This is a genomic window from Streptomyces sp. NPDC042102 (assembly GCF_055582305.1).
The window spans coordinates 92,284-112,332 of sequence record NZ_JBVJDL010000001.1 but is presented as its reverse complement, the minus strand read 5'-3'; the positions used below and the strand labels follow the sequence as shown (position 1 = coordinate 112,332).

At 73.3% G+C, this 20,049-nt stretch carries 14 protein-coding genes; 4 read left to right on the top strand and 10 right to left on the bottom strand.

The window, feature by feature from the left end; translation table 11 throughout:
• The first annotated feature begins 46 nt into the window (after positions 1 to 46).
• Together ACZ6KO_RS00445 and ACZ6KO_RS00440 are read left to right on the top strand one after the other, a co-directional pair.
• The gene (locus ACZ6KO_RS00445; protein WP_469298177.1) at positions 47 to 1,675 is read left to right on the top strand and encodes an ATP-binding protein; all 1,629 of its coding nucleotides are present in this window, start codon (positions 47 to 49) and stop codon (positions 1,673 to 1,675) included.
• Positions 1,672 to 2,376 (top strand): DUF7342 family protein, encoded by a 705-nt coding sequence (locus tag ACZ6KO_RS00440; RefSeq protein WP_469298175.1) that lies wholly within the window; start codon positions 1,672 to 1,674, stop codon positions 2,374 to 2,376. The genes ACZ6KO_RS00445 and ACZ6KO_RS00440 overlap by 4 nt, the downstream gene beginning before the upstream one ends.
• Before the next feature lie 19 nt (positions 2,377 to 2,395).
• Here ACZ6KO_RS00440 and ACZ6KO_RS00435 read toward each other — a convergent pair whose 3' ends face one another.
• From ACZ6KO_RS00435 to ACZ6KO_RS00425, 3 genes are all read right to left on the bottom strand, one after another.
• Positions 2,396 to 3,988: a solute symporter family protein gene (locus ACZ6KO_RS00435; RefSeq protein WP_469298173.1), complete on the bottom strand. Its 1,593-nt coding sequence runs from the start codon at positions 3,986 to 3,988 to the stop codon at positions 2,396 to 2,398.
• Positions 3,985 to 4,482 (bottom strand): DUF485 domain-containing protein, encoded by a 498-nt coding sequence (locus ACZ6KO_RS00430; protein ID WP_469298171.1) that lies wholly within the window; start codon positions 4,480 to 4,482, stop codon positions 3,985 to 3,987. Before ACZ6KO_RS00430 ends, ACZ6KO_RS00435 begins: the two co-directional genes overlap by 4 nt.
• Before the next feature lie 225 nt (positions 4,483 to 4,707).
• Positions 4,708 to 6,828 carry a DNA gyrase/topoisomerase IV subunit B gene (locus ACZ6KO_RS00425; RefSeq protein ID WP_469298169.1) on the bottom strand — a complete coding sequence of 707 codons (2,121 nt, stop codon included), beginning with the start codon at positions 6,826 to 6,828 and terminating at the stop codon, positions 4,708 to 4,710.
• Positions 6,829 to 7,282: 454 nt separating this feature from the next.
• Here ACZ6KO_RS00425 and ACZ6KO_RS00420 point away from each other — a divergent pair, with 454 nt between their 5' ends.
• Positions 7,283 to 7,513, top strand: coding sequence for a DUF7455 domain-containing protein (locus ACZ6KO_RS00420; RefSeq protein ID WP_150206969.1), 231 nt, complete (start codon positions 7,283 to 7,285; stop codon positions 7,511 to 7,513).
• Between the two features lie 107 nt (positions 7,514 to 7,620).
• On the opposite strand, the gene ACZ6KO_RS00415 is transcribed toward ACZ6KO_RS00420, so the two are convergent.
• The 7 genes from ACZ6KO_RS00415 to ACZ6KO_RS00385 all read right to left on the bottom strand — a co-directional run bounded on the left by ACZ6KO_RS00415 (position 7,621) and on the right by ACZ6KO_RS00385 (position 17,712).
• On the bottom strand, positions 7,621 to 8,463 hold the full coding sequence (locus ACZ6KO_RS00415) for a S1 family peptidase (RefSeq protein WP_469298166.1): 843 nt from the start codon (positions 8,461 to 8,463) through the stop codon (positions 7,621 to 7,623).
• Between the two features lie 88 nt (positions 8,464 to 8,551).
• Entirely contained in the window at positions 8,552 to 10,135 is a 1,584-nt protein-coding gene (locus ACZ6KO_RS00410; protein ID WP_469298164.1) for an RNA polymerase sigma factor, read from the bottom strand.
• A gap of 320 nt (positions 10,136 to 10,455) precedes the next feature.
• Positions 10,456 to 11,343 carry a FadR/GntR family transcriptional regulator gene (locus ACZ6KO_RS00405; RefSeq protein WP_469298162.1) on the bottom strand — a complete coding sequence of 296 codons (888 nt, stop codon included), beginning with the start codon at positions 11,341 to 11,343 and terminating at the stop codon, positions 10,456 to 10,458.
• A 191-nt stretch (positions 11,344 to 11,534) separates the two neighbouring features.
• The gene (locus tag ACZ6KO_RS00400; RefSeq protein ID WP_469298160.1) at positions 11,535 to 13,280 is read right to left on the bottom strand and encodes an ABC transporter ATP-binding protein; all 1,746 of its coding nucleotides are present in this window, start codon (positions 13,278 to 13,280) and stop codon (positions 11,535 to 11,537) included.
• Positions 13,281 to 13,390: 110 nt separating this feature from the next.
• Positions 13,391 to 14,137, bottom strand: a complete 747-nt coding sequence (locus ACZ6KO_RS00395; RefSeq protein WP_469298157.1) for an NUDIX hydrolase — start codon at positions 14,135 to 14,137, stop codon at positions 13,391 to 13,393.
• 132 nt (positions 14,138 to 14,269) lie between these two features.
• Positions 14,270 to 16,333, bottom strand: a complete 2,064-nt coding sequence (locus tag ACZ6KO_RS00390) for a glycogen debranching N-terminal domain-containing protein (RefSeq protein ID WP_469298155.1) — start codon at positions 16,331 to 16,333, stop codon at positions 14,270 to 14,272.
• Positions 16,334 to 16,476: 143 nt separating this feature from the next.
• Positions 16,477 to 17,712: a DUF4192 domain-containing protein gene (locus tag ACZ6KO_RS00385; protein WP_469298153.1), complete on the bottom strand. Its 1,236-nt coding sequence runs from the start codon at positions 17,710 to 17,712 to the stop codon at positions 16,477 to 16,479.
• Positions 17,713 to 17,838: 126 nt separating this feature from the next.
• On the opposite strand from ACZ6KO_RS00385, the gene ACZ6KO_RS00380 reads away from it, so the two are divergent.
• Positions 17,839 to 19,998: a RecQ family ATP-dependent DNA helicase gene (locus tag ACZ6KO_RS00380; protein WP_469298151.1), complete on the top strand. Its 2,160-nt coding sequence runs from the start codon at positions 17,839 to 17,841 to the stop codon at positions 19,996 to 19,998.
• The last annotated feature ends 51 nt before the right edge of the window (positions 19,999 to 20,049 follow it).

Genomic DNA, 20,049 nt, shown 5'->3' with positions numbered 1-20,049 from the left:
GGCGGAGGTTCCGCAAAGGCGGAGGGCCACCGTACGGTTTCAGGTCATGAGCACCGCACCGGACGGGGGACGACGGCCGGGTCCCGGGAGGACCCGGCGGTTCGGGCTGCCCCGGCGGGCCGTCTCGCAGATCCTGCTGACGCAGCTGGCGATCGCCACCGGGGTCACGGCCCTGGCCACGGGGCTCTTCCTCGCCCCGCTGAGCGCGCAGCTCGACGACCAGGCCATGCGGCGGGCGCTGGCCATCGCGCAGAGCACCGCCGCCGACCCCGCGGTCGCGGGCGGTGTGCTGGCCTCCGGCCCCACGCAGGACAGCCCGGTCCAGGCCGCCGCCGAACGCGTCCGCCGGGCCACCGGCGCCGAGTACGTCGTGGTCCTCGACCTGGAGGGCATCCGCCGCTCCCACCCCAGTCCCGAGCGGATCGGCGGGCACGTCTCCACCGACCCGGCCGACGTGCTGGCGGGCCGCGAGGTGATGGAGATCGACGAGGGCACCCTGGGCCGCTCGGCCCGGGGCAAGGTGCCGCTGATCGCCGCCGACGGCGAGCTCATCGGCGCGGTCTCGGTCGGCATCGCGTACGACAGCGTCCGCGACCGGCTGCTCGGGGCCATCCCCGGCCTGCTCGCCTACGCCGGCGGCGCGCTGGCCGCCGGTGCGCTCGCCGCCTGGCTGATCTCCCGCCGGATCCACCGGCAGACCCGTGACCTGGCCTTCTCCGATATCGCGGGGCTGCTCGCCGAACGCGAGGCGATGCTGCACTCCATCCACGAGGGCGTGGTCGCCCTCGACCGGCACGGCCGCATCCGGCTGGTCAACGACGAGGCCGCGCGGCTGCTGGGCCTGGGCCCGGACGCGGCCGGGCGCGCGCTGGACGACGTACTCGGCCCCGGCCGCACCACCGACGTCCTCGCGGGCCGGGTCACCGGCCGCGACCTGCTGACCGTGCGCGGGCCCCGGGTGCTGGTGGCCAACCGGATGCCGACCGAGGACGGCGGTGCCGTCGCCACCCTGCGCGACCGCACGGAGCTGGAGCACCTCGGCCGGGAACTGGACTCCACCAAGGGGCTGATCGACGCCCTGCGCGCCCAGGACCACGAGCACGCCAACCGGCTGCACACCCTGATGGGCCTGCTGGAGCTGGGGCTGCACCAGGAGGCCGTGGACTTCGTGACCGAGGTCGTCGGCGTGCACCGGACCACCGCCGAGCAGGTCACCGAGAAGGTCCAGGACCCGCTGCTGGCCGCCCTGCTGGTGGGCAAGGCCACGGTGGCCGCCGAGCGCGGCGTCCCGCTCCGGCTGGCCGGGGCCACGTACCTGCCCGACCGTCTGGTGGATCCCGGCGGCCTGGTCACGATCGTCGGCAACCTCGTGGACAACGCGCTGGACGCCTCCTGCGGTTCGCCGGCGCCGCTGGTGGAGGTCGAACTGCGCGCCACCGGACACGCCGTCGAGCTGCGGGTGCGCGACAGCGGTCCGGGCGTGCCCGCCGCCCGCCGTGAGGAGATCTTCACGGAGGGCTGGTCCACCAAACAGCCCGCGGCCCACCGCGAGCGCGGGCTGGGGCTCGCGCTCGTGCGCCGGCTCGCCGAACGCCAGGGCGGCAGCGCCCGGGTGGGCGAGGGGGCGGACGGAGGGGCGGAGTTCTCCGTCGTACTCCCGGAGGCGCTGCGATGAGCGAGCCGCTCGCCGTCCTGGTGGTGGACGACGACGTACGTGTCGCCCGGATCAACGCGGCGTACGTGGCGAAGGTTCCCGGCTTCCGGGTGGCGGCCGAGGCCCACTCGGCCGCGCGGGCGCTGGACGTCATCGCCTCCCGCCCGGTCGACCTGATCCTCCTGGACCAGCACCTCCCCGACGGCAGCGGCCTGGACCTGGTACGCCGCCTGCGCGAGAGCGGCCACCACACCGACGTGATCATGGTCACGGCCGCCCGGGACCTCGCCACCGTGCAGGCCGCCATGCGGCTGGGCGCCCTGCAGTACCTGGTGAAGCCGTTCACCTTCGCGGGCCTGCGCTCCAAGCTGGAGGCGTACGCGTCCCTGCGCCGGACCCTGGCGGGCGGCGGCGAGGCCGAACAGGCCGAGGTGGACCGGATCTTCGGCGCCCTGGCCTCGGCCGCCACCCCCAACGAGCTGCCCAAGGGGCACTCCCCGACCACGGCGGAGCTGGTGCGCCAGGTGCTCCTGGCCGCCGCTGGTCCGCTGTCCGCCCAGGAGATCGCCGACCGCGCCGGCATCAGCCGCCAGACCGCCCAGCGCTACCTCAAGCTGCTGGACCGGACCGGCCGGGTCCGCCTGACCCTGCGCTACGGCGAGACCGGCCGGCCGGAGCACCGCTACGCCTGGGTCCCGGCCGGTCCGGGCACCGCGGTGTGACCCGCGGGCCCCGCCCGCCTCAGACCGCGCCGGCGCCCGTCAGCGAGCGGACCTCGGTCTCGGCGTGCCGGGCCGCGTCCGGGACCTCGCCGGAGAGGACCGTGCCGAGCCAGCCGGCCAGGAAACCGAGCGGGACCGAGACCAGTCCGGGGTTCTGGAGCGGGAAGAGCTGGAAGTCCACGCCCGGGAACAGGGAGTCGGGGCTTCCGGAGACCACCGGCGAGAGCAGCACCAGCAGCACGGACGGGATCAGGCCACCGTAGACGGCCCAGACGGCTCCGCGGGTGGTGAATCCGCGCCAGAACAGCGAGTACATCAGCACGGGCAGATTGGCGGAGGCGGCGACCGCGAAGGCCAGGCCCACGAGGAAGGCCACGTTGAGGTCCTGGGCGAGGAGCCCGAGTCCGATCGCCACCGTCCCGATGCCCACCGCGGCGGACCGGGCGACCGTGACCTCGCTGCGCTGCCTGGCCCGGGGGCGCTTCAGCGAGGCGTACAGATCGTGCGCGACGGAGGCGGAGGAGGCCAGCGTGATGCCGGCGACCACGGCGAGGATCGTTGCGAACGCGATGGCGGCGACGAGCGCGAAGAGCACCGCGCCGCCGGTGGAACCGGCGCCGCCGCCGAGCAGGGCGGCGAGCAGCGGTACGGCCGTGTTGCCGGAGGCGTGGGAGGCGCGGACCGCGTCCGGGCCGACCAGCGCGGCCGCCCCGAAGCCCAGCACGATGGTCATCAGGTAGAAGCCGCCGATCAGCGCGATCGCCCAGACCACCGACCGGCGCGCGGCCCGCGCCGTCGGCACGGTGTAGAAGCGGGAGAGGATGTGGGGCAGTCCGGCCGTGCCGAGGACGAGTGCGAGGCCGAGGCTGAGGAAGTCCAGCCGCGCGGTCCAGTCCCCGCCGTAGCGCAGCCCCGGGCTGAGGAACCGGCTGCCGTGCCCGCTGCGGTCCGCGGCGCTGGTCAGCAGCTGGTTGAAGTCCCCGTGGAAGCGCAGCAGGACCAGCACGGTGAGCGCGATGGCGCCGCCCATGAGCAGGACGGCCTTCACGATCTGGATCCAGGTGGTGGCGCGCATGCCGCCGAAGGAGACGTAGATGACCATCAGCGCACCCACGCCGACCACGGTCCAGGTGCGCGCGGCGGCGCCGGACGAACCGAGCAGCAGCCCGACCAGGCTGCCCGCGCCGACCATCTGGGCGACCAGGTAGAGCACCGAGACGGTCACCGAGGCGGTGCCCGCCGCGATCCGTACGGGCCGTTCGCTCATCCGGGCCGCGACCACGTCGGCGAGGGTGAAACGGCCGCAGTTGCGGACCAGTTCGGCCACCAGGAACAGCACGACCAGCCAGGCGACGAGGAAGCCGACGGAGTACAGCATGCCGTCGTAGCCGAAGAGGGCGATCAGGCCGGAGATGCCGAGGAAGGAGGCTGCGGACATGTAGTCGCCCGCGATGGCGAAACCGTTCTCCAGGGGAGAGAAGAGCCGGCCCCCGGCGTAGAACTCCTCGGGCGAGCCGCGCCGGTTGCGGCTCACCCAGGTGGTGATGCCCAGCGTGACCGCGATGAAGACGCTGCACAGGATCAGCGCGAGGGTCTGGTGCTCGGTGGTCACCGGCCGGCCCCCCGGGTGTGCTCGTCGCGGCGCCCGAGGTCCCGGGCCTGCTCGAAGACGGTCCAGCGCAGGTCGAGTGCCGCCCGGTCCCGGCGCAACCGGGCGTGGCGGGCGTAGGCCCAGGTCAGCAGGAAGGTACTGACGAACTGTCCGAGGCCTGCGAGCAGCGCCACGTTGACCGCGCCCACGACCGGGCGGGCCATCAGGCCGGGCGCGGCGACGGCGGCGACGACGTACGCGACGTACCAGAGGAAGAAGCCGATGACCGCCGGGACGACGAAACGGCGGTAGCGACTGCGAACCTCCTGGAAGGCGGGGCTGCGCTGGACCTCGAGGTAGATGTCGGATGCCGACGGGCGGTGCGGCGCGTCCTCGGAAGGGGGTGCCGCGGCCGGTCCCCCGCCCTCGCCCTCGCCCCAGCCGGCGGCCAGCGCGTCGTACCAGGGGTCGTCCAGCCGGATCGTTCCGGCATCACGACCATCGTGCTTGTCCACCGAACTCTCCTTGTCCGCGGCCGCAGTGGCCGCGTGTGCACAAGGATGTGCGGAGGGACGGTTTCGAGACTGATGTCCGGGTGCTCTTCACCCCATCAGGTGATGGCGTGAAGAGCACCCCGGCGCGTACGCGGCGCGCGTACGGCGCGTGCCCGGCGCGCGCGGCCCGCTCCGCCGTCGACGCGCGGGCGCGGGCGGTCGGCGGCCTGCGGGCGGCGGTGCGGATCAGGCGTCGATGCGCGAGCGGTCCAGGGTCGCGGCCGAGCTCGTGATGAACTCCTTGCGCGGGGCCACCTCGTTGCCCATGAGCAGGTCGAACACCTGCTCCGCCGACTCCAGGTCGCCGATGTTGATCCGGCGCAGGGTGCGGTGGCGCGGGTCCATGGTGGTCTCCGCCAGCTGGTCGGCGTCCATCTCGCCCAGACCCTTGTAGCGCTGGATGGAGTCCTTGTAGCGGATCCCCTTGCGCTGGTACTCCAGCAGCGTCTGGCGCAGCTCGCTGTCCGAGTACGTGTAGACGTACTTGTCCTGGCCCTTCTTGGGCTGGACCAGCTCGATGCGGTGCAGCGGCGGCACGGCGGCGAAGACCCGGCCGGCCTCGACCATCGGCCGCATGTAGCGCTGGAACAGGGTGAGCAGCAGGCAGCGGATGTGCGCGCCGTCGACATCGGCGTCGACGAGCAGGACGATCTTCCCGTAGCGGGCGGTGTCGATGTCGAAGGTCCGGCCCGAGCCGGCTCCTATGACCTGGATGATCGCGCCGCACTCGGCGTTCTTGAGCATGTCCGAGACCGACGACTTCTGGACATTGAGGATCTTGCCGCGGATCGGGAGGAGCGCCTGGAACTCCGAGTTCCGCGCGAGCTTGGCGGTGCCGAGCGCGGAGTCGCCCTCGACGATGAAGAGCTCGCTGCGGTCCACGTCGTCGCTGCGGCAGTCGGCCAGCTTGGCGGGCAGCGAGGAGGTCTCCAGCGCGGTCTTGCGGCGCTGCGCCTCCTTGTGCTGGCGGGCCGCGATGCGGGTCCGGGCAGCCGCGACGATCTTCTCCATGACCGCGCGGGCCTGCTGCTTGTCGTCGCGCTTGGTGGAGGTCAGGAAGGCCTTGAGCTCCTTGGCCACCACGTTGGCCACGATCCGGTTGGCCGCCGAGGTGCCGAGCACCTCCTTGGTCTGGCCCTCGAACTGCGGCTCGGCCAGCCGGACGGTGACGACCGCCGTCATGCCCTCCATCGCGTCGTCCTTGACGACGTCGTCCTCGGCCACGCGCAGCAGCTTGGCGGAGCGGAGCACCTCGTTCACGGTCTTGGTGACCGAGCGCTCGAATCCGGACACGTGGGTGCCGCCCTTGGGGGTGGCGATGATGTTCACGAAGGACTTCAGCGTGGTGTCGTACCCGGTGCCCCAGCGCAGGGCGATGTCCACGCCGAGCTCACGGGTGACCTCGGTGGGGGTCATGTGCCCGCGCTCGTCGAGGACCGGGACGGTCTCCTTGAAGGTGCCCTGGCCGGTCAGGCGCAGCACGTCGCAGGCGGCCTTGTCCTGGGCGAGGTACTCGCAGAACTCGCTGATGCCACCGTCGAAGCGGAAGACCTCCTCGGTCTTGCCGGCCCCGTCGATGGCGCGCTCGTCGCGGACCACGAGGGTCAGGCCGGGCACCAGGAAGGCGGTCTGGCGCGCGCGCTGGTAGAGGGTCTCCAGGGAGAGCCGGGCGTCCTTGAGGAAGATCTGGCGGTCGGCCCAGTAGCGCACGCGCGTGCCGGTGCGGCCCTTGGGGACCCGCTTGCCCTTGTGGAGGCCGTTGGCGGGGTCGAAGGGGCTGTCGGGGCCCTGCTCGGTGAAGATGCCGGGGACGCCGCGGCGGAAGCTGATGGCGTGGGTGGCGCTGTTGCGGTCCACCTCGACGTCCAGCCGGGCGGACAGCGCGTTCACCACGGAGGCGCCGACGCCGTGCAGACCGCCGGAGGCGGCGTACGAACCGCCGCCGAACTTGCCGCCGGCGTGCAGCTTGGTCATGACGACCTCGACGCCGGACAGGCCGGTCTTCGGCTCGACGTCGACCGGGATGCCCCGGCCGTTGTCCTTGACCTCCACCGAGCCGTCCTCGTGGAGGACGACCTCGATGTGGTCGCAGTAGCCGCCCAGGGCCTCGTCGACGGAGTTGTCGATGATCTCCCAGAGGCAGTGCATGAGGCCACGGCTGTCCGTGGACCCGATGTACATTCCGGGGCGCTTGCGGACGGCCTCAAGACCTTCGAGGACGAGCAGGTGCCGCGCGGTGTAGTTGGAGCCGTCCCGGTCTGCTCCGGTCAGCAGCGCGCTGGAAGGCACGGACGTGTCGGCGGTCACGCAGTTCGCTCCTCGCTGAATTTCTTTTCTGGCCCGGTCGGGCTCAGGGGTGGCTCGGTTGCCGTCCAGAGGGTACCGAGGCCAGGTAGAGCCGATGCAACGCCACCCTCGTGCGTTCTTCAGCCTAGTACAGAACCGCACGTGCGTTCGATCGCCCGAAGGGGTGAAGCAAACATCACGTTCCCTTCCGCGCATGAACCATTTAGGGTTCGGGCACGTCCTCATGCACAACCGGCACCCACGCCGGGGAGGACATGACCGATGCGACAACGAGCAGCACCGACAAACAACGCGAAACCGTAAAGCAACGCAATACGGCTCCTTCGCCGCCAACCGGCAGCAGCCGGCCAGCTTCGGAAGGAAGTTTCGAGGAAAAGCCGCGAGCGGGAACGTTTTCGGCCTGGTTGGATGTTGACCCTGGTACGACAGCTCGTCGAGCTAGAGAAGAGGCGACGTGACTACTGTTCTGACCCCCGCGACCCCGCTGACGGCCGCTGACCGATGCGACCGTTGCGGCGCCCAGGCATATCTGCGCGTCGTCCTGATGAGCGGCGGTGAACTGCTCTTCTGCGCCCACCACGGGCGCAAGTTCGAGCCGGAACTCAAGAAGATCGCCGCGGAAATACAGGATGAGACTGAGCGGCTCACGACCGCTCCGGCCAGCGCCGACACCGAGGAACGCTGACACCTCGCATCCCGACGAGCCAGGACCGGCCAGGCCGGTCGACGGGCGGCCCCTGTGACCCAGGGCGCCGCCCGTCCTCGTTCCCGGTTCCCGGCCTTTGCGTGCGCTCAGCCGCGGCGTACGACCGGCTCGCGCGCGAAGTCCGCCAGCGGTGCGATCCGCGTGTAGACGCCCGGACTGTCCGCGCGCCCGCAGCCGCGCCCCCACGACACGAGCCCGATGAGGTGGCCCCCGGCCACCAGCGGGCCCCCGCTGTCGCCCTGACAGGCGTCCCTGCCCCCCTCAGGGTCCCCCGCGCACACCATCGAGTCCGCCCGGTACTGCCCGTCGGCGTCCCCCGGGTACGACCGCCCGCACTCCTCGTCGGAGAGCACGGTCACCGGAGCGGCATTGAGCCCGTACGCATAGTCACCGAATCCACTCGTATCGCCCCAGCCGTATACGGTCGCTTCCGTACCGGCCCCGTACGCCGGGTGCTCCGCCTCGGCCAGCGGCAGGACGTGTGCCGCCGGGACGGATTCGGCCAGTTCCAGTACGGCCAGGTCCCCGGCGTTGGTGACGGCGTCGTACGCCGGATTCACCCGGGCCGCCCGGACGGCGATCTCGCGGCCTTCGGACGACTGCAACTCGGTCCGTCCGGTGATCACCCGGAAGTCCCGCAGGGACTCGACGGTGCCCCCCAGGACTGCGCGGCTCAGGCAGTGCGCCGCGGTGAGCACCCTCGTCGGGGCGACGATCACACCTCCGCAGAACTGCCCCGCCCGCGTACCCCCGAACCGGTGACGGCTGGAGAGCGCCACCACCCACGGACTGTCGGTCACCTTCACGGGTTTGCCGCCGATCACCACGCCGTCGGCGACAGCCCGTGGCGCCTGGGCCAAAGGTGCCACGGCCGCTCCCGCCACCAGGGTCAGCGCGCCCGCAAGGACACGGGAAAAGGGACGACGCATAGGGCCTCCTGACTCTGTGTGTGCATGACTCCACCCAGAGTGGGACGCCCGGTGGCCGTGCGCACCCGCGCGCGGCCCGCGCCGGCTCCTAGTCGAGGTAGTCGCGCAGGACCTGCGAGCGGGAGGGGTGCCGGAGCTTGGACATGGTCTTGGACTCGATCTGACGGATGCGCTCACGCGTGACGCCGTAGACCTTGCCGATCTCGTCCAGCGTCTTCGGCTGGCCGTCCGTGAGCCCGAACCGCATGGAGACCACGCCGGCCTCGCGCTCGCTGAGCGTGTCGAGCACCGAGTGCAGCTGCTCCTGCAGGAGCGTGAAGCTCACGGCGTCCGCCGGGACGACGGCCTCGGAGTCCTCGATGAGGTCACCGAACTCGCTGTCGCCGTCCTCGCCGAGCGGGGTGTGCAGGGAGATCGGCTCGCGCCCGTACTTCTGGACCTCGATGACCTTCTCGGGGGTCATGTCGAGTTCCTTGGCCAGCTCCTCCGGGGTGGGCTCGCGGCCCAGGTCCTGGAGCATCTGGCGCTGCACGCGGGCCAGCTTGTTGATCACCTCGACCATGTGCACCGGGATGCGGATGGTGCGCGCCTGGTCCGCCATCGCGCGGGTGATCGCCTGGCGGATCCACCAGGTGGCGTACGTGGAGAACTTGTAGCCCTTGGTGTAGTCGAACTTCTCGACCGCGCGGATCAGGCCCAGGTTGCCCTCCTGGATCAGGTCCAGGAAGAGCATGCCGCGGCCGGTGTAGCGCTTGGCGAGGGAGACCACGAGGCGGAGGTTGGCCTCCAGCAGGTGGTTCTTGGCGCGGCGGCCGTCCTCGGCGATGATCTCCAGCTCGCGCTTGAGCTTGGGGGCCAGCTTGTCGGAGTTGGCCAGCTTGTCCTCGGCGAACAGGCCCGCCTCGATGCGCTTGGCGAGCTCGACCTCCTGCTCGGCGTTGAGGAGGGGCACCTTGCCGATCTGCTTGAGGTAGTCCTTGACCGGGTCGGCGGTGGCGCCGGCGACCGCGACCTGCTGCGCCGGGGCGTCGTCCTCGTCGTCGTCGGAGAGCACGAAGCCCTTGGTCTCGCCGCTCTCCTCCTCGTCCTCGGCCTTGACGGCACCGGGGCCCTCTTCGAGCGGCTCTTCCTCGGAGGCCTCGTCGACGTCCTTCTTGGCGGCCGTCTTCTTCGCCGCCGTCTTCTTCGCGGCGGTCTTCTTGGCGGGGGCGGCCTTCTTGGCGGCCGTCTTCTTCGCCGCCGCCTTCTTGGCGGGGGCGGTCTCGGTTCCGGTCTCGTCCGCGAGCGCGTCGGTGGTGTCCGGCTCCACGGGCCCGGCCGCCGGGGCCGCGGCGGCGACGGTCTTGGCGGCCGTCGTCCTCGCCGCTGCCTTCCTGGCGACGGGCTCGGTGGCCGTCCGCTTGGCGGGGGTCTTCGCTGCGACGCTCTTGCGGGGGCGCTTGGGCGACTCCGCGGCACTGACCATCAGCGTCACACCCTCTTCCTCGAGGATCTGGTTGAGGCTGCGCAGAACATTCTTCCACTGGGTTGGCGGAATCTGGTCAGCCTCGAAGGCCCGACGCACGTCATCGCCGGCGATCTGCCCCTCGGCCTTGCCCCGCTCGATGAGCGCCATCACAGACTCGGACTCGGCGATCTCCGGCGGGAGCGTACGGGATGTGCTGGCCGACACGAACAACCTCTCGGAACGATGGGAACGGCTTCCGACCCCGGCCTGGTGCTGGACCGGAGCCGACGACCACCGACCTGGGGATGGTCCGGCGGCGCGGGCAGGGGCCGGGGAGCTGTACAGCACCCCCAAGGGCTGCTGTCTTCCCTCCGTCGGCCATCACCTCTTAAGTCATCGCGTGACCTCGCAGAGTGTTACGCGCAATATTCGTGGCCCGAGTCACATCCCCGAGTCACATCGTGTCCGCACATGGATGTCGCCGGGCCCCCACCGGGCCCGGCGACCGCTCGCTCCGTCCCCGCGCCCCCGCCCGCCGGGCGCCCTCAGTGCTCGCGCGGGGCCGGAACCACGCGCTCGACCTCGGGGTGGACCGTCAGGAGCTGGCGCATCGCGTTCTCGGCGCCGACCGCGTCCCCGGTGGCCAGGGCCTCGACGATGCGCGCATGGTGCGCGACGGAGGTCTCGCTGGGCCGGTCGCAGGACGTGACCGGGCTGCCGGAGACCTGGAGCGCGGAGGACACGATGCCGGAGAGGTGCTCCAGCATGCGGTTTCCGGCGACCTGGATGAGCAGGGCGTGGAACTCGTTGTCGGCGCGCGCGAAGGTGATCGCGTCCCCCTGGGCGAGGGCGTGGCCCATGATCTCGACCATGTCGGCGAGGCGCTGCTGGACGTCCTGGCGGCCGTGGCCGGCGGCGAGGCGGGCGGCGAGCGGCTCGATCGTCCAGCGGAGCTCGTTGAGCTCGCGGCGCTGGTCCTCGCGCTGGGGGCCGAAGGCGCGCCACTCGATGATGTCCGGGTCGAGCAGGTTCCAGTCGCTGACGGGCCGCACCCGGGTGCCGACGTTGGGGCGGGCGCTGACGAGGCCCTTGGCCTCCAGGACCCGCAGCGATTCGCGGACGACCGTGCGGGAGACCTCGAACCGCTGGCCGATCTCCTCGGGGACCAGCGGGCGGTCCGCGCCGAGGTCGCCGGAGACGATCATCTGACCGAGCTGCTGGACGAGTTGGCCGTGCAGGCCCCGGCCGCGGCTGCCCGCCGCGCGACGGCCCACCCGGCTCAACTCGACGTCGGCGCCGTCCCAGTGGGGCGCTCCGACGCGGTCGGTGCCGGAGGCCTCCGCGTAGGGGTAGCGATCGAGTTCGCCCGGGCCGGCGAGGCCGGTGTCGGCGTGGCGGGCGGCGGTCATCATGGTGTGCGCAAGGGTACTCACGAATCCTTTGTCGGCCGTGCTTCAGCGACCCTTGAGGTCTTTGGTGAAAAGCACACGAAAGGGTGATCGGTGCCACCTGCGCAATTGACGACTTATCGTAAAGAACCGGGCCTTTTGCGGGGAGTTGTGATCCTGTTCGAGTGTTCCGGGCGTCTTCGGTCGCCTTGGACCCGCCTTCGGTCCCGAAGTGATCAGAGGCGGACTCGGCCGCGCAGGCCGGTGAACCCATAGGCGCACAACAGGACCATCAACGAGAGCACCAGAGCGGTCCCGACGGGCTGGGCCATCACCCGCAGCACCCCCTGGACCAGCCGGTCCGCCTCCGGCGGCCACTGCGCCCAGGTCAGCCCGCGCAGCCGGGCCGCCATCCCCGAAGCCGGGTACGCGGAGGGGCCGTCGAGAGCCTTGCGCACCAGCGGCACCACGAGCAGCGGCACCGCGAACACGGCGGCCAGGCCGGCGGTAGCGGACCGGAACACCCCGGAGGCGAGTACGCCCGCCCAGGCGCAGCCGATGAGGAGCCCGGCCCAACTCACCGCCGGGGCGAGCCACTCGGCCGGGACCCGCAGCGGGCCGCGGTCGAACACGAGCCCCAGCGCGACCGCGTCGGCGGTGACGGCGAGGGCGCCGAGGAGCAGGGAGAGGGCGCCGCAGACGCCGAGCTTGGCGGCCAGCAGCCCCAGCCGCCGGGGGACGGTGCCGCGGTCGGCCGCGAGGGCGGGGTAGCGGTACTCCTCACCGAAGGCCAGGGCGCCGAGCAGGCCGGCGCCGATGGCGGCGGGCGGCAGCGGGAACAGCTGCGGCCAGGCGGCGAGCAGCCGGTTCTGCGAGGTCTGCCCGGCCCGGGCCAGGATCAGCGCGGTGACCATGGACACGGCGACCACGGTGGCCGCGGTCAGCACCGGGGTGGCGGTGCCGAAGACCCGCCGCAGTTCGTAGCGCAGCGGCCGCAGCGGCCCGCCCATCCTGCGCACGGCCGAGACGGGCGGCTCGGCGGTGCGCACCGCCCGGGCGCGCTCGCCGCGGCCGTCACCCGGCTCGGTCCTGGCCGGCGGGACCGGCGCGCCGGTGTCCCCGGTCTCGTCGGCGAGCTGGTGGACCAGCACCCCGTGCCGGAACGCCGCCTCACCGACCTCCGCACAGCTGCTGCCGTACACCGACAGCCGGCTGCCGCTCTCCTCGACGATCTCCACCGCCCGCCGTCCGGCGCGCGCCTCGCGGCCCAGTACGTCGGCCAGCCGGGCCGCGTGCGGGGTGCGCACCGCGACCCGCGGCCGCAGCCGGGTCCGCGCGAACGCGCTCACGTCCTGGTCGGCGACGAGCCGGCCCGCGTCGATGCTGACGACCCGGTCGGCGCTGCGGGCGGCCTCCTTGGGGTCGTCGGTGGTGAACAACACCGCCCCGCCCAGGGCCGCATGACCGCGCAACAGCCCGAACAGCCAGTTCCGCTCCCGGGGCGAGAGCCCGGCGGCGGGCTCGTCCAGCAGCAGGGTGCACGGGTCGGCGAGCAGCGCCGCCGCGAGCCCGACCCTGCGGTCCATGCCGAGCGAGAGCGAACCGAGCCGCTGGTCGCGCAGGCCCGCGATGCCCACCACGTCGAGCATGGCGTCGGCCCGTGAGGCCGGCACACCGGCGGCGGCGCACAGCATCCGCAACTGGCCGCGGACCGTCCGAGCGGGGTGCCCGGGGACGTCCCCGAGCAGGACGCCCACCTCACGGCCGGGATGCGGGATCCGGTGCAGGGGGCGGCCGCGGAAGTAGGTGACGCCGCGCCCCGGTTGGAGTTCGAGCATCAGCCGCAGAGCGGTGGTCTTGCCCGCACCGGCTTCGCCGAGCAGAGCGGTGACACTCCCGGGGTGGACCTCGAAGGTGAGGTCGTCCACGGCGGGCGGGAGGTCTCGGCGGGGCGCACTGGTGAGTCCGATGGCTTGGAGCATCGCTTCTCCCGCGGGGGGTGAGACCGCTCTGCGGCAGTGTGAGTACCCCACACAAGATAACGCGATATGTCCGATTTTCGATGCAAGCGCCCCGGTCGAATGTCGGGTCGTCAGACTTCCGGACGCAGCATCGGCGGATTGAGCAGGGTCGCCCCGCCGGCCCGGAAGAGCTGGGCGGGCCGTCCGCCCTGACGGGTCGTCGTGCCCCCGGCCGGCACCAGGAACCCGGGGGTCCCGGTGACCTTGCGGTGGAAGTTGCGCGGGTCGAGGGCCACGCCCCACACCGCCTCGTACACCCGGCGCAGCTCACCGACGGTGAACTCCGGCGGGCAGAAGGCCGTGGCCAGCGAGGAGTACTCGATCTTCGAACGGGCCCGCTCGACACCGTCGGCGAGGATCCGCGCGTGGTCGAAGGCGAGCCCCGAGGGGGCCTCGCCACCGCCGGCGAGGAGCTCGTCCACGGGGGCCCAGCGCGCGCTGTTGGCATCTCCACCGGCCCGGGGCGCCGGCAGGTCAGGCGCCAGGACCAGATGCGCCACGCTGACCACCCGCATCCGCGGGTCGCGCTTGGGGTCCCCGTAGGTGGCGAGCTGCTCCAGGTGCGCGCCGTTGCCCGCGCCGGGCTCACCGGCGTCGTGGGCGCACAGCCCGGTCTCCTCGGAGAGCTCGCGGGCCGCGGCGGCCGCCAGGTCCTCGTCACCGCGGACGAAACCGCCGGGCAGCGCCCACCGTCCCTGGAACGGTGACTCACCCCGCCGGACCACCAGCGCGCAGAGCGCGTGGCGCCGCACGGTGAGCACGACCAGGTCGACGGTGACAGCGAAGGGCGGATAGGCCGACGGGTCGTAGGGCGACATGCGGCGATCATAGTCGTCTGCCTGACGATAAACAGTCCTTTGGCCATCCCGGACCACCGAATGCGGAACGCGAGCGGGCTCCACGGGGACCGGCCACGCCCCCTGCGCCCGACTGGGCCGGGAAGTGACCCGCTACCCACCCAGTTGCAAGGCATCGGCCGCCTCCTCCACCATCCCGAGGCCGAGCCGGCTGACCCGGACGGTGAAGGGCTCGCCCGCGACCCGCAGGTCCGACAGACGCACCGCTCCGAGTGGGGCCCCGGCCAGCGGGGACAGCGCGACGGTGCCCGCCGGGACGTCGGGGCGGATCCCGGCCAACGCGGTCAGCGCGTGGATCCCGGCGGCCGCCGCCACCGCGGCCGGGCGGCAGGCGGCCGGATGCGGAAGCGGAGCGCTGCCCGCGGTGCGCTGCTCGGCGGCGTACATCTCCGGCAGCCGGTGGCCGAAGCACTCGGCCGCGTCCAGCAGCCCCCGCAGCAGGCCCCCGGCCTCCTTCTCGAAGCCCGCGGCGGCCAGCCCGCCCACCGCGACGGCGCTCTCGTACGGCCGCACCGCGCCCGAGCGGTGGCCGAACGGATTGTGGCCCGGCTCCCGCGCGGCCATGCTGCGCAGCCCCCATCCGCAGTCCATGGCCGGGGCGCCCAGCAGCCGGGCCAGCTGTTCGGTACGGACCTTGTCGAGCAGCCCGGGGGCGACCCGGCCGCCGCCCAGCAGTCCGGTGTCCAGCAGGTGCGCCGCGGCTCCGGTCAGCCGGGGCAGCGGCCGCCCGTCGGGGTGCAGGGCGGCTGCGGGCCGCCCGCCGTCCGGTCCGTCGACCCAGAAGGCCTCGTGGAACCGCGCGCGCAGCGCGTCCGCCCACTGCCGCCACTCCTCGGCGCCGGGCCGCCCGCACGCGGCGAGCAGGTCGGCGCCGAGCAGCGCGGCCCGGTGGGCATGGGCCTGGGTCTCGCAGCGCCGCGGCCCCGGATCGGGGTCGGCCAGGAGCCCGTCCTCCCCGAGCCCGCGCCGGAGCCAGTCCAGGCAGCGCTCGGCGGCCGGCAGCAGCCGCGCCACCTCGTCCTCGGGCAGCCCCCACAGCCGGGCCTCGGCGAGCACGACGGGGAAGGCGAGGGTGGCCTCCGTCCCCGTGCACCCGGGCGGCAGGTGCGGCCCCGCGCTGCGCAGTGGCCCGGGGATCTTGCCGGCGTCCTGCCCGGTCCCCTTGCCCGCGCCCTGGCCGGTGTCCTTGCCGCCGGGCTCGAGCTGGCTGCGGGCGAGGACCCGGAGGGTGGCTGCTGCGAGCCCCGTGCCGAGCGGCAGTGCCATCCTGGCGGCCCAGAGGGACTCGGCCGGGGCCAGACCACACCGCCATGGCACTCCGGCCGCCACGAAGGCGTCAGCGGGCTCCTCGGGGTCTCTCAGCAGCAGCGCCCGCAGGTCGGCGAGGCTGGTGCGGAACCAGGCCTCCACCCTCGGGTCGTCGCCCTCGGCGCGCGCCCGGGCCAGCGGACTGGCCACCTGCCCTGCCGGTGCCCGCGCGCTGCGGTCCTGGGTGGTGCGCAGCTCGATGGTGCGGGACTCGCCCGGCGCCAGTTCCAGCTGCCACCGCAGCAGCCCGGCGGAGGCGAGGGCGTCGTCGGGCGGCGGTTCGGCGGTGGTGACCGCCTGGGCTTCGGGGGTGCTCCAGCGCAGCCCCGAGGTGTGCACGCCGGCGGGCAGCTCGGGCCCGGCCCGGCCGGCCGCGACGGCGGCCAGCTCGGCCAGATCGGTGCCCAGCGAGATCTCCACGGGCAGCCGCACCGGGCGGGCGGCGTAGCTGCGCAGGGTGATCCGCTCCGTGCCGTCGGCGTGCCGCACCCGCTCCACGCCGATGTCGGGGTCGGGACCGGCCTCCGCCCCGGTCCGGACCGTCGCGGTGAAGGAGGCCCGGTCGGCGCCGAGACTGCGGCCCTGCACGGCGACCGGGTCGTGCCCGGCGACCCGGAGCAGGCAGCGGGAGAGCAGCCGGCGGCCGGAGCGGTAGATGCCGTCCAGTCCACGCCCGGTCAGTTGTCCGTGTTCCGGCGAGATCACCAGGCTGGGCGCGGCGACACAGAGCACGGCCCCGTGCACGGGCGGCAGGTCGGGCCGGCGGGCGGGCGGGGCCGCGGGCGGCCGGGCCGGGTGCGCTCCGGGGGGATGGTCGTGGGGGCGAGCGGGGGAATCGAGGTGGGCCATGCGTCGCCTTGTCTGCGCTCCGGTGTGTTTCGCTGGGCGGCACGGGCGGGCCACTACCACCCCACAGCGCAACGCGGCCGCCCCCGCCCGGGTCACGCCCCGCACACCCCTGCGCAGCGAGGTCCACCACCGCTCGGCCCCGTTCACTGCCCGCTCCCGGTCGTCCTGCGCGTACCGCGGCGGGCGGTGCGGGTGGCCCGCCCGGGCGGGCGTCCGGCCACGGGGCGGTTGCGGGACGGTTCGCGTCGGCGGCGTTCCTCCCGCAGACAGTGGCGCAGCCCCTCGGGGTCCATGCCCTCGTTGCAGGCGTGGTGGAGCAGCTGGGCGAAGCGGTAGTCGGCGTCGGCCCGCAGGGCCAGCGCCAGCGCGATGCGTGCGGTCGGCTCGTCACCGGTCGACCAGCAGACCCAGCCGGCCAGGGTGAGGGGGGCGGCCGCGTGCTCGGCGTACGCCCCGACGCAGCGCCGGGCCAGTGCCCGCCACAGCCGCAGGGCCGGGGCCGCCTCCTCGTCCTCCATCCACTCGGCGGCGATGTCGCGCACCTCGCGGTCCTGGAGCCCGAGGATCAGCGTGGCGGCCTCGTCGTGGCATAGCAGTGCGTCGTCCCGGTCGTCGGCACAGGGCCCGCCCTCCGGGGGCGGGGCGAGGGTGAGGCGCTCCATCAGGCTGCGGGCCAGGGTGAGGGTCTCGGCCCCCACCTCCTCCTTGGTCGCACCGCCCAGGATCCTCGGCACGAGGGCGACGGCGGCCCGGTCCAGGGCCCGCTCCTGCTCCTCGGCGGCGGGCCCGCGCAGGGGCAGCAGGCGGCTCTCGATGTCCTTGAGCGAGCCGCGGACCTGGAGTCCGGCGAAGGCGGCGGCCGCCGCCATCACCGAGGTGCCGGGCAGGGCCAGCGCGTTGCCCTCGGCCGGGCAGCAGCGCGGGTCGGGGCAGCAGTAGCTCCAGTACCGGCCGGCGGAGATGCACAGTGCCTCCAGCACCGGCACGTCGAGGGCCCCGCAGGCGAGCCGGAGGCGCTGGGCGAGCGGCCGCAGCCTGGTCATCACCCGCTGGCCGGTCTCGCCGTCGCGCGGATCCTGGCACAGGAAGACGACGATCCCGTCGGGCTTGCTCGCGCGCCGCTCGCTGCCGCGGATCAGGCACTCCGCCGCCTGCTGGGCGGTGTCCTCCCACTCCGTGGGAGATGCCGGAATGCCCACGCGCAGCCGGCCGCCGAAGCGGCCGCCCTCGCCGTGCACGGCGACCATCACGAGGGAGTCGGTGGGGTGGAAGCCGACCATGTAGGGCAATGCGTCGGCCAGCTCCGCGGGGCCGCGCAGGGTGATCTGCGGGTCGGTGGACGGTCCGGACGGGTCGCGTGGTTCGAGTTGCTTCGTCATGGCTCGACGGTCCCGCGCATGATCCGATCCGAAAACCCCTGTGGATAACTTCTCTTCACCCTTCAACATCCACATCCTCCGAGACGCCGTTGGCGCGATGTCCGACGCATCGGGTTGCATGGGGGCATGAACGCAGACCTGAGGTCCTCGGCCGATTCCGTGCTCGCCCGTCTCGTGGGAGACCCGACGGGCGCCGCGCGGCTGCGCGAGGACCAGTGGCGGGCGATCGAGGCCCTCGTCGCCCACAAGCGGCGCGCCCTGGTGGTGCAGCGGACGGGCTGGGGCAAGTCCGCGGTGTACTTCGTGGCGACGTCGCTGCTGCGTGCGGCCGGTGCCGGGCCCACCGTGATCGTCTCCCCGCTGCTCGCGCTGATGCGCAATCAGGTCGAGGCCGCGGCCCGGGCCGGCATCCACGCCCGGACCATCAACTCCGCCAATCCGGAGGAGTGGGAGGGCATCCAGGCCGAGGTCGCGCAGGGCGCGGTCGATGTCCTGCTGGTGAGTCCGGAGCGGTTGAACAACCCGGAGTTCCGGGACCAGGTGCTGCCCAAGCTCGCCGCGGCGACCGGCCTGCTGGTGGTCGACGAGGCGCACTGCATCTCCGACTGGGGCCACGACTTCCGCCCCGACTACCGCCGGCTGCGCACGATGCTGGCCGATCTGCCGCCGGGCGTCCCGGTGCTGGCCACGACCGCGACGGCGAACGCCCGCGTGACCGCGGACGTCGCAGAGCAGTTGGGCACGGGCGCGGGCACGGACGCGCTGGTGCTGCGCGGCCCGCTGGACCGGGAGAGCCTGAGCCTCGCGGTGCTGACGCTGCCCGACGCGGCGCACCGGCTGGCGTGGCTGGCCGACCACCTGGGCGAGCTGCCGGGCTCCGGGATCATCTACACCCTGACGGTGGCGGCGGCCGAGGAGGTCACCGCGTACCTGCGCCACCGGGGGCACACGGTCGCCTCGTACACGGGCAGGACGGAGAACGCCGACCGCCAGCAGGCCGAGGAGGACCTGCAGGCCAACCGGGTCAAGGCGCTGGTCGCGACCTCGGCGCTGGGCATGGGCTTCGACAAGCCCGACCTGGGCTTCGTGGTGCACCTGGGCTCGCCGTCCTCGCCGATCGCCTACTACCAGCAGGTGGGCCGCGCCGGCCGCGGAGTGGAGCACGCGGAGGTGCTGCTGTTGCCCGGCCGGGAGGACGAGGCGATCTGGCAGTACTTCGCCTCGGTCGCCTTCCCGCCGGAGGAGCAGGTACGGCGCACCCTCGACGTGCTGGCGCAGGCCGGCCGGCCCCTGTCGCTGCCGGCGCTGGAGCCGCTGGTCGACCTGCGGCGCACCCGGCTCGAGACGATGCTGAAGGTCCTCGACGTCGACGGCGCGGTGCACCGGGTGAAGGGGGGCTGGACCGCGACGGGCGAGCCGTGGGTGTACGACACCGAGCGGTACGCGTGGGTGGCCCGGCAGCGGGCCGCCGAGCAGCAGGCGATGCGCGACTACGCGGCGGCCACGAGCTGCCGGATGGAGTTCCTGCGCCGCCAGCTGGACGACGAGGAGGCCGCCCCGTGCGGCCGCTGCGACAACTGCGCGGGGGCCCGGTTCACGGCCGACGTCTCCCCCGCGGCGCTGGACACGGCTCGCGGGGAGCTGGGCCGGCCGGGCGTGGAGCTGGAGCCGCGCAAGATGTGGCCGACGGGTCTGGCGGCCGTCGGGGTCGACCTCAAGGGCCGGATCCCGGCCGGGGAGCAGGCCGCGACGGGCCGGGCGCTGGGGCGCCTCTCCGACATCGGCTGGGGCAACCGGCTGCGTCCGATGCTCGCACCGCAGGCTCCGGATCAGCCGATTCCGGACGACGTCGCGCAGGCGGTGGTCGCGGTGCTCGCCGACTGGGCGCGCGGCCCGGGCGGCTGGGCCTCCGGCGCACCGGACGCGCCGGCCCGGCCGGTGGGCGTGGTGGCGCTGCCCTCGCGCAGCCGGCCTCAGCTGGTCGGTTCCCTGGCCGCCCGGATCTCGGCGGTCGGGCGGATTCCGCTGCTCGGCACGCTGGCGTACACCGAGCAGATGCCGGAGTTCGGGCTCTCCTCGTCCAACAGCGCGCAGCGGGTGCGCGGGCTCCACCAGTCCTTGACCGTTCCCCCGGAGCTGGCCGCCACGCTGGCGGAAGCAGCGGGTCCGGTGCTCCTCGTCGACGACCGCGCGGAGACCGGCTGGACTCTGGCCGTCGCCGCCCGGCTACTCCGGCTGGCGGGCACTCAGGAAGTGTTCCCGCTGGTCCTGGCCGTTCAGCCGTAACGGGAGGCGTCATGGTGAACGCTCCGGGGCAAGGATATGAACGGCAAACCA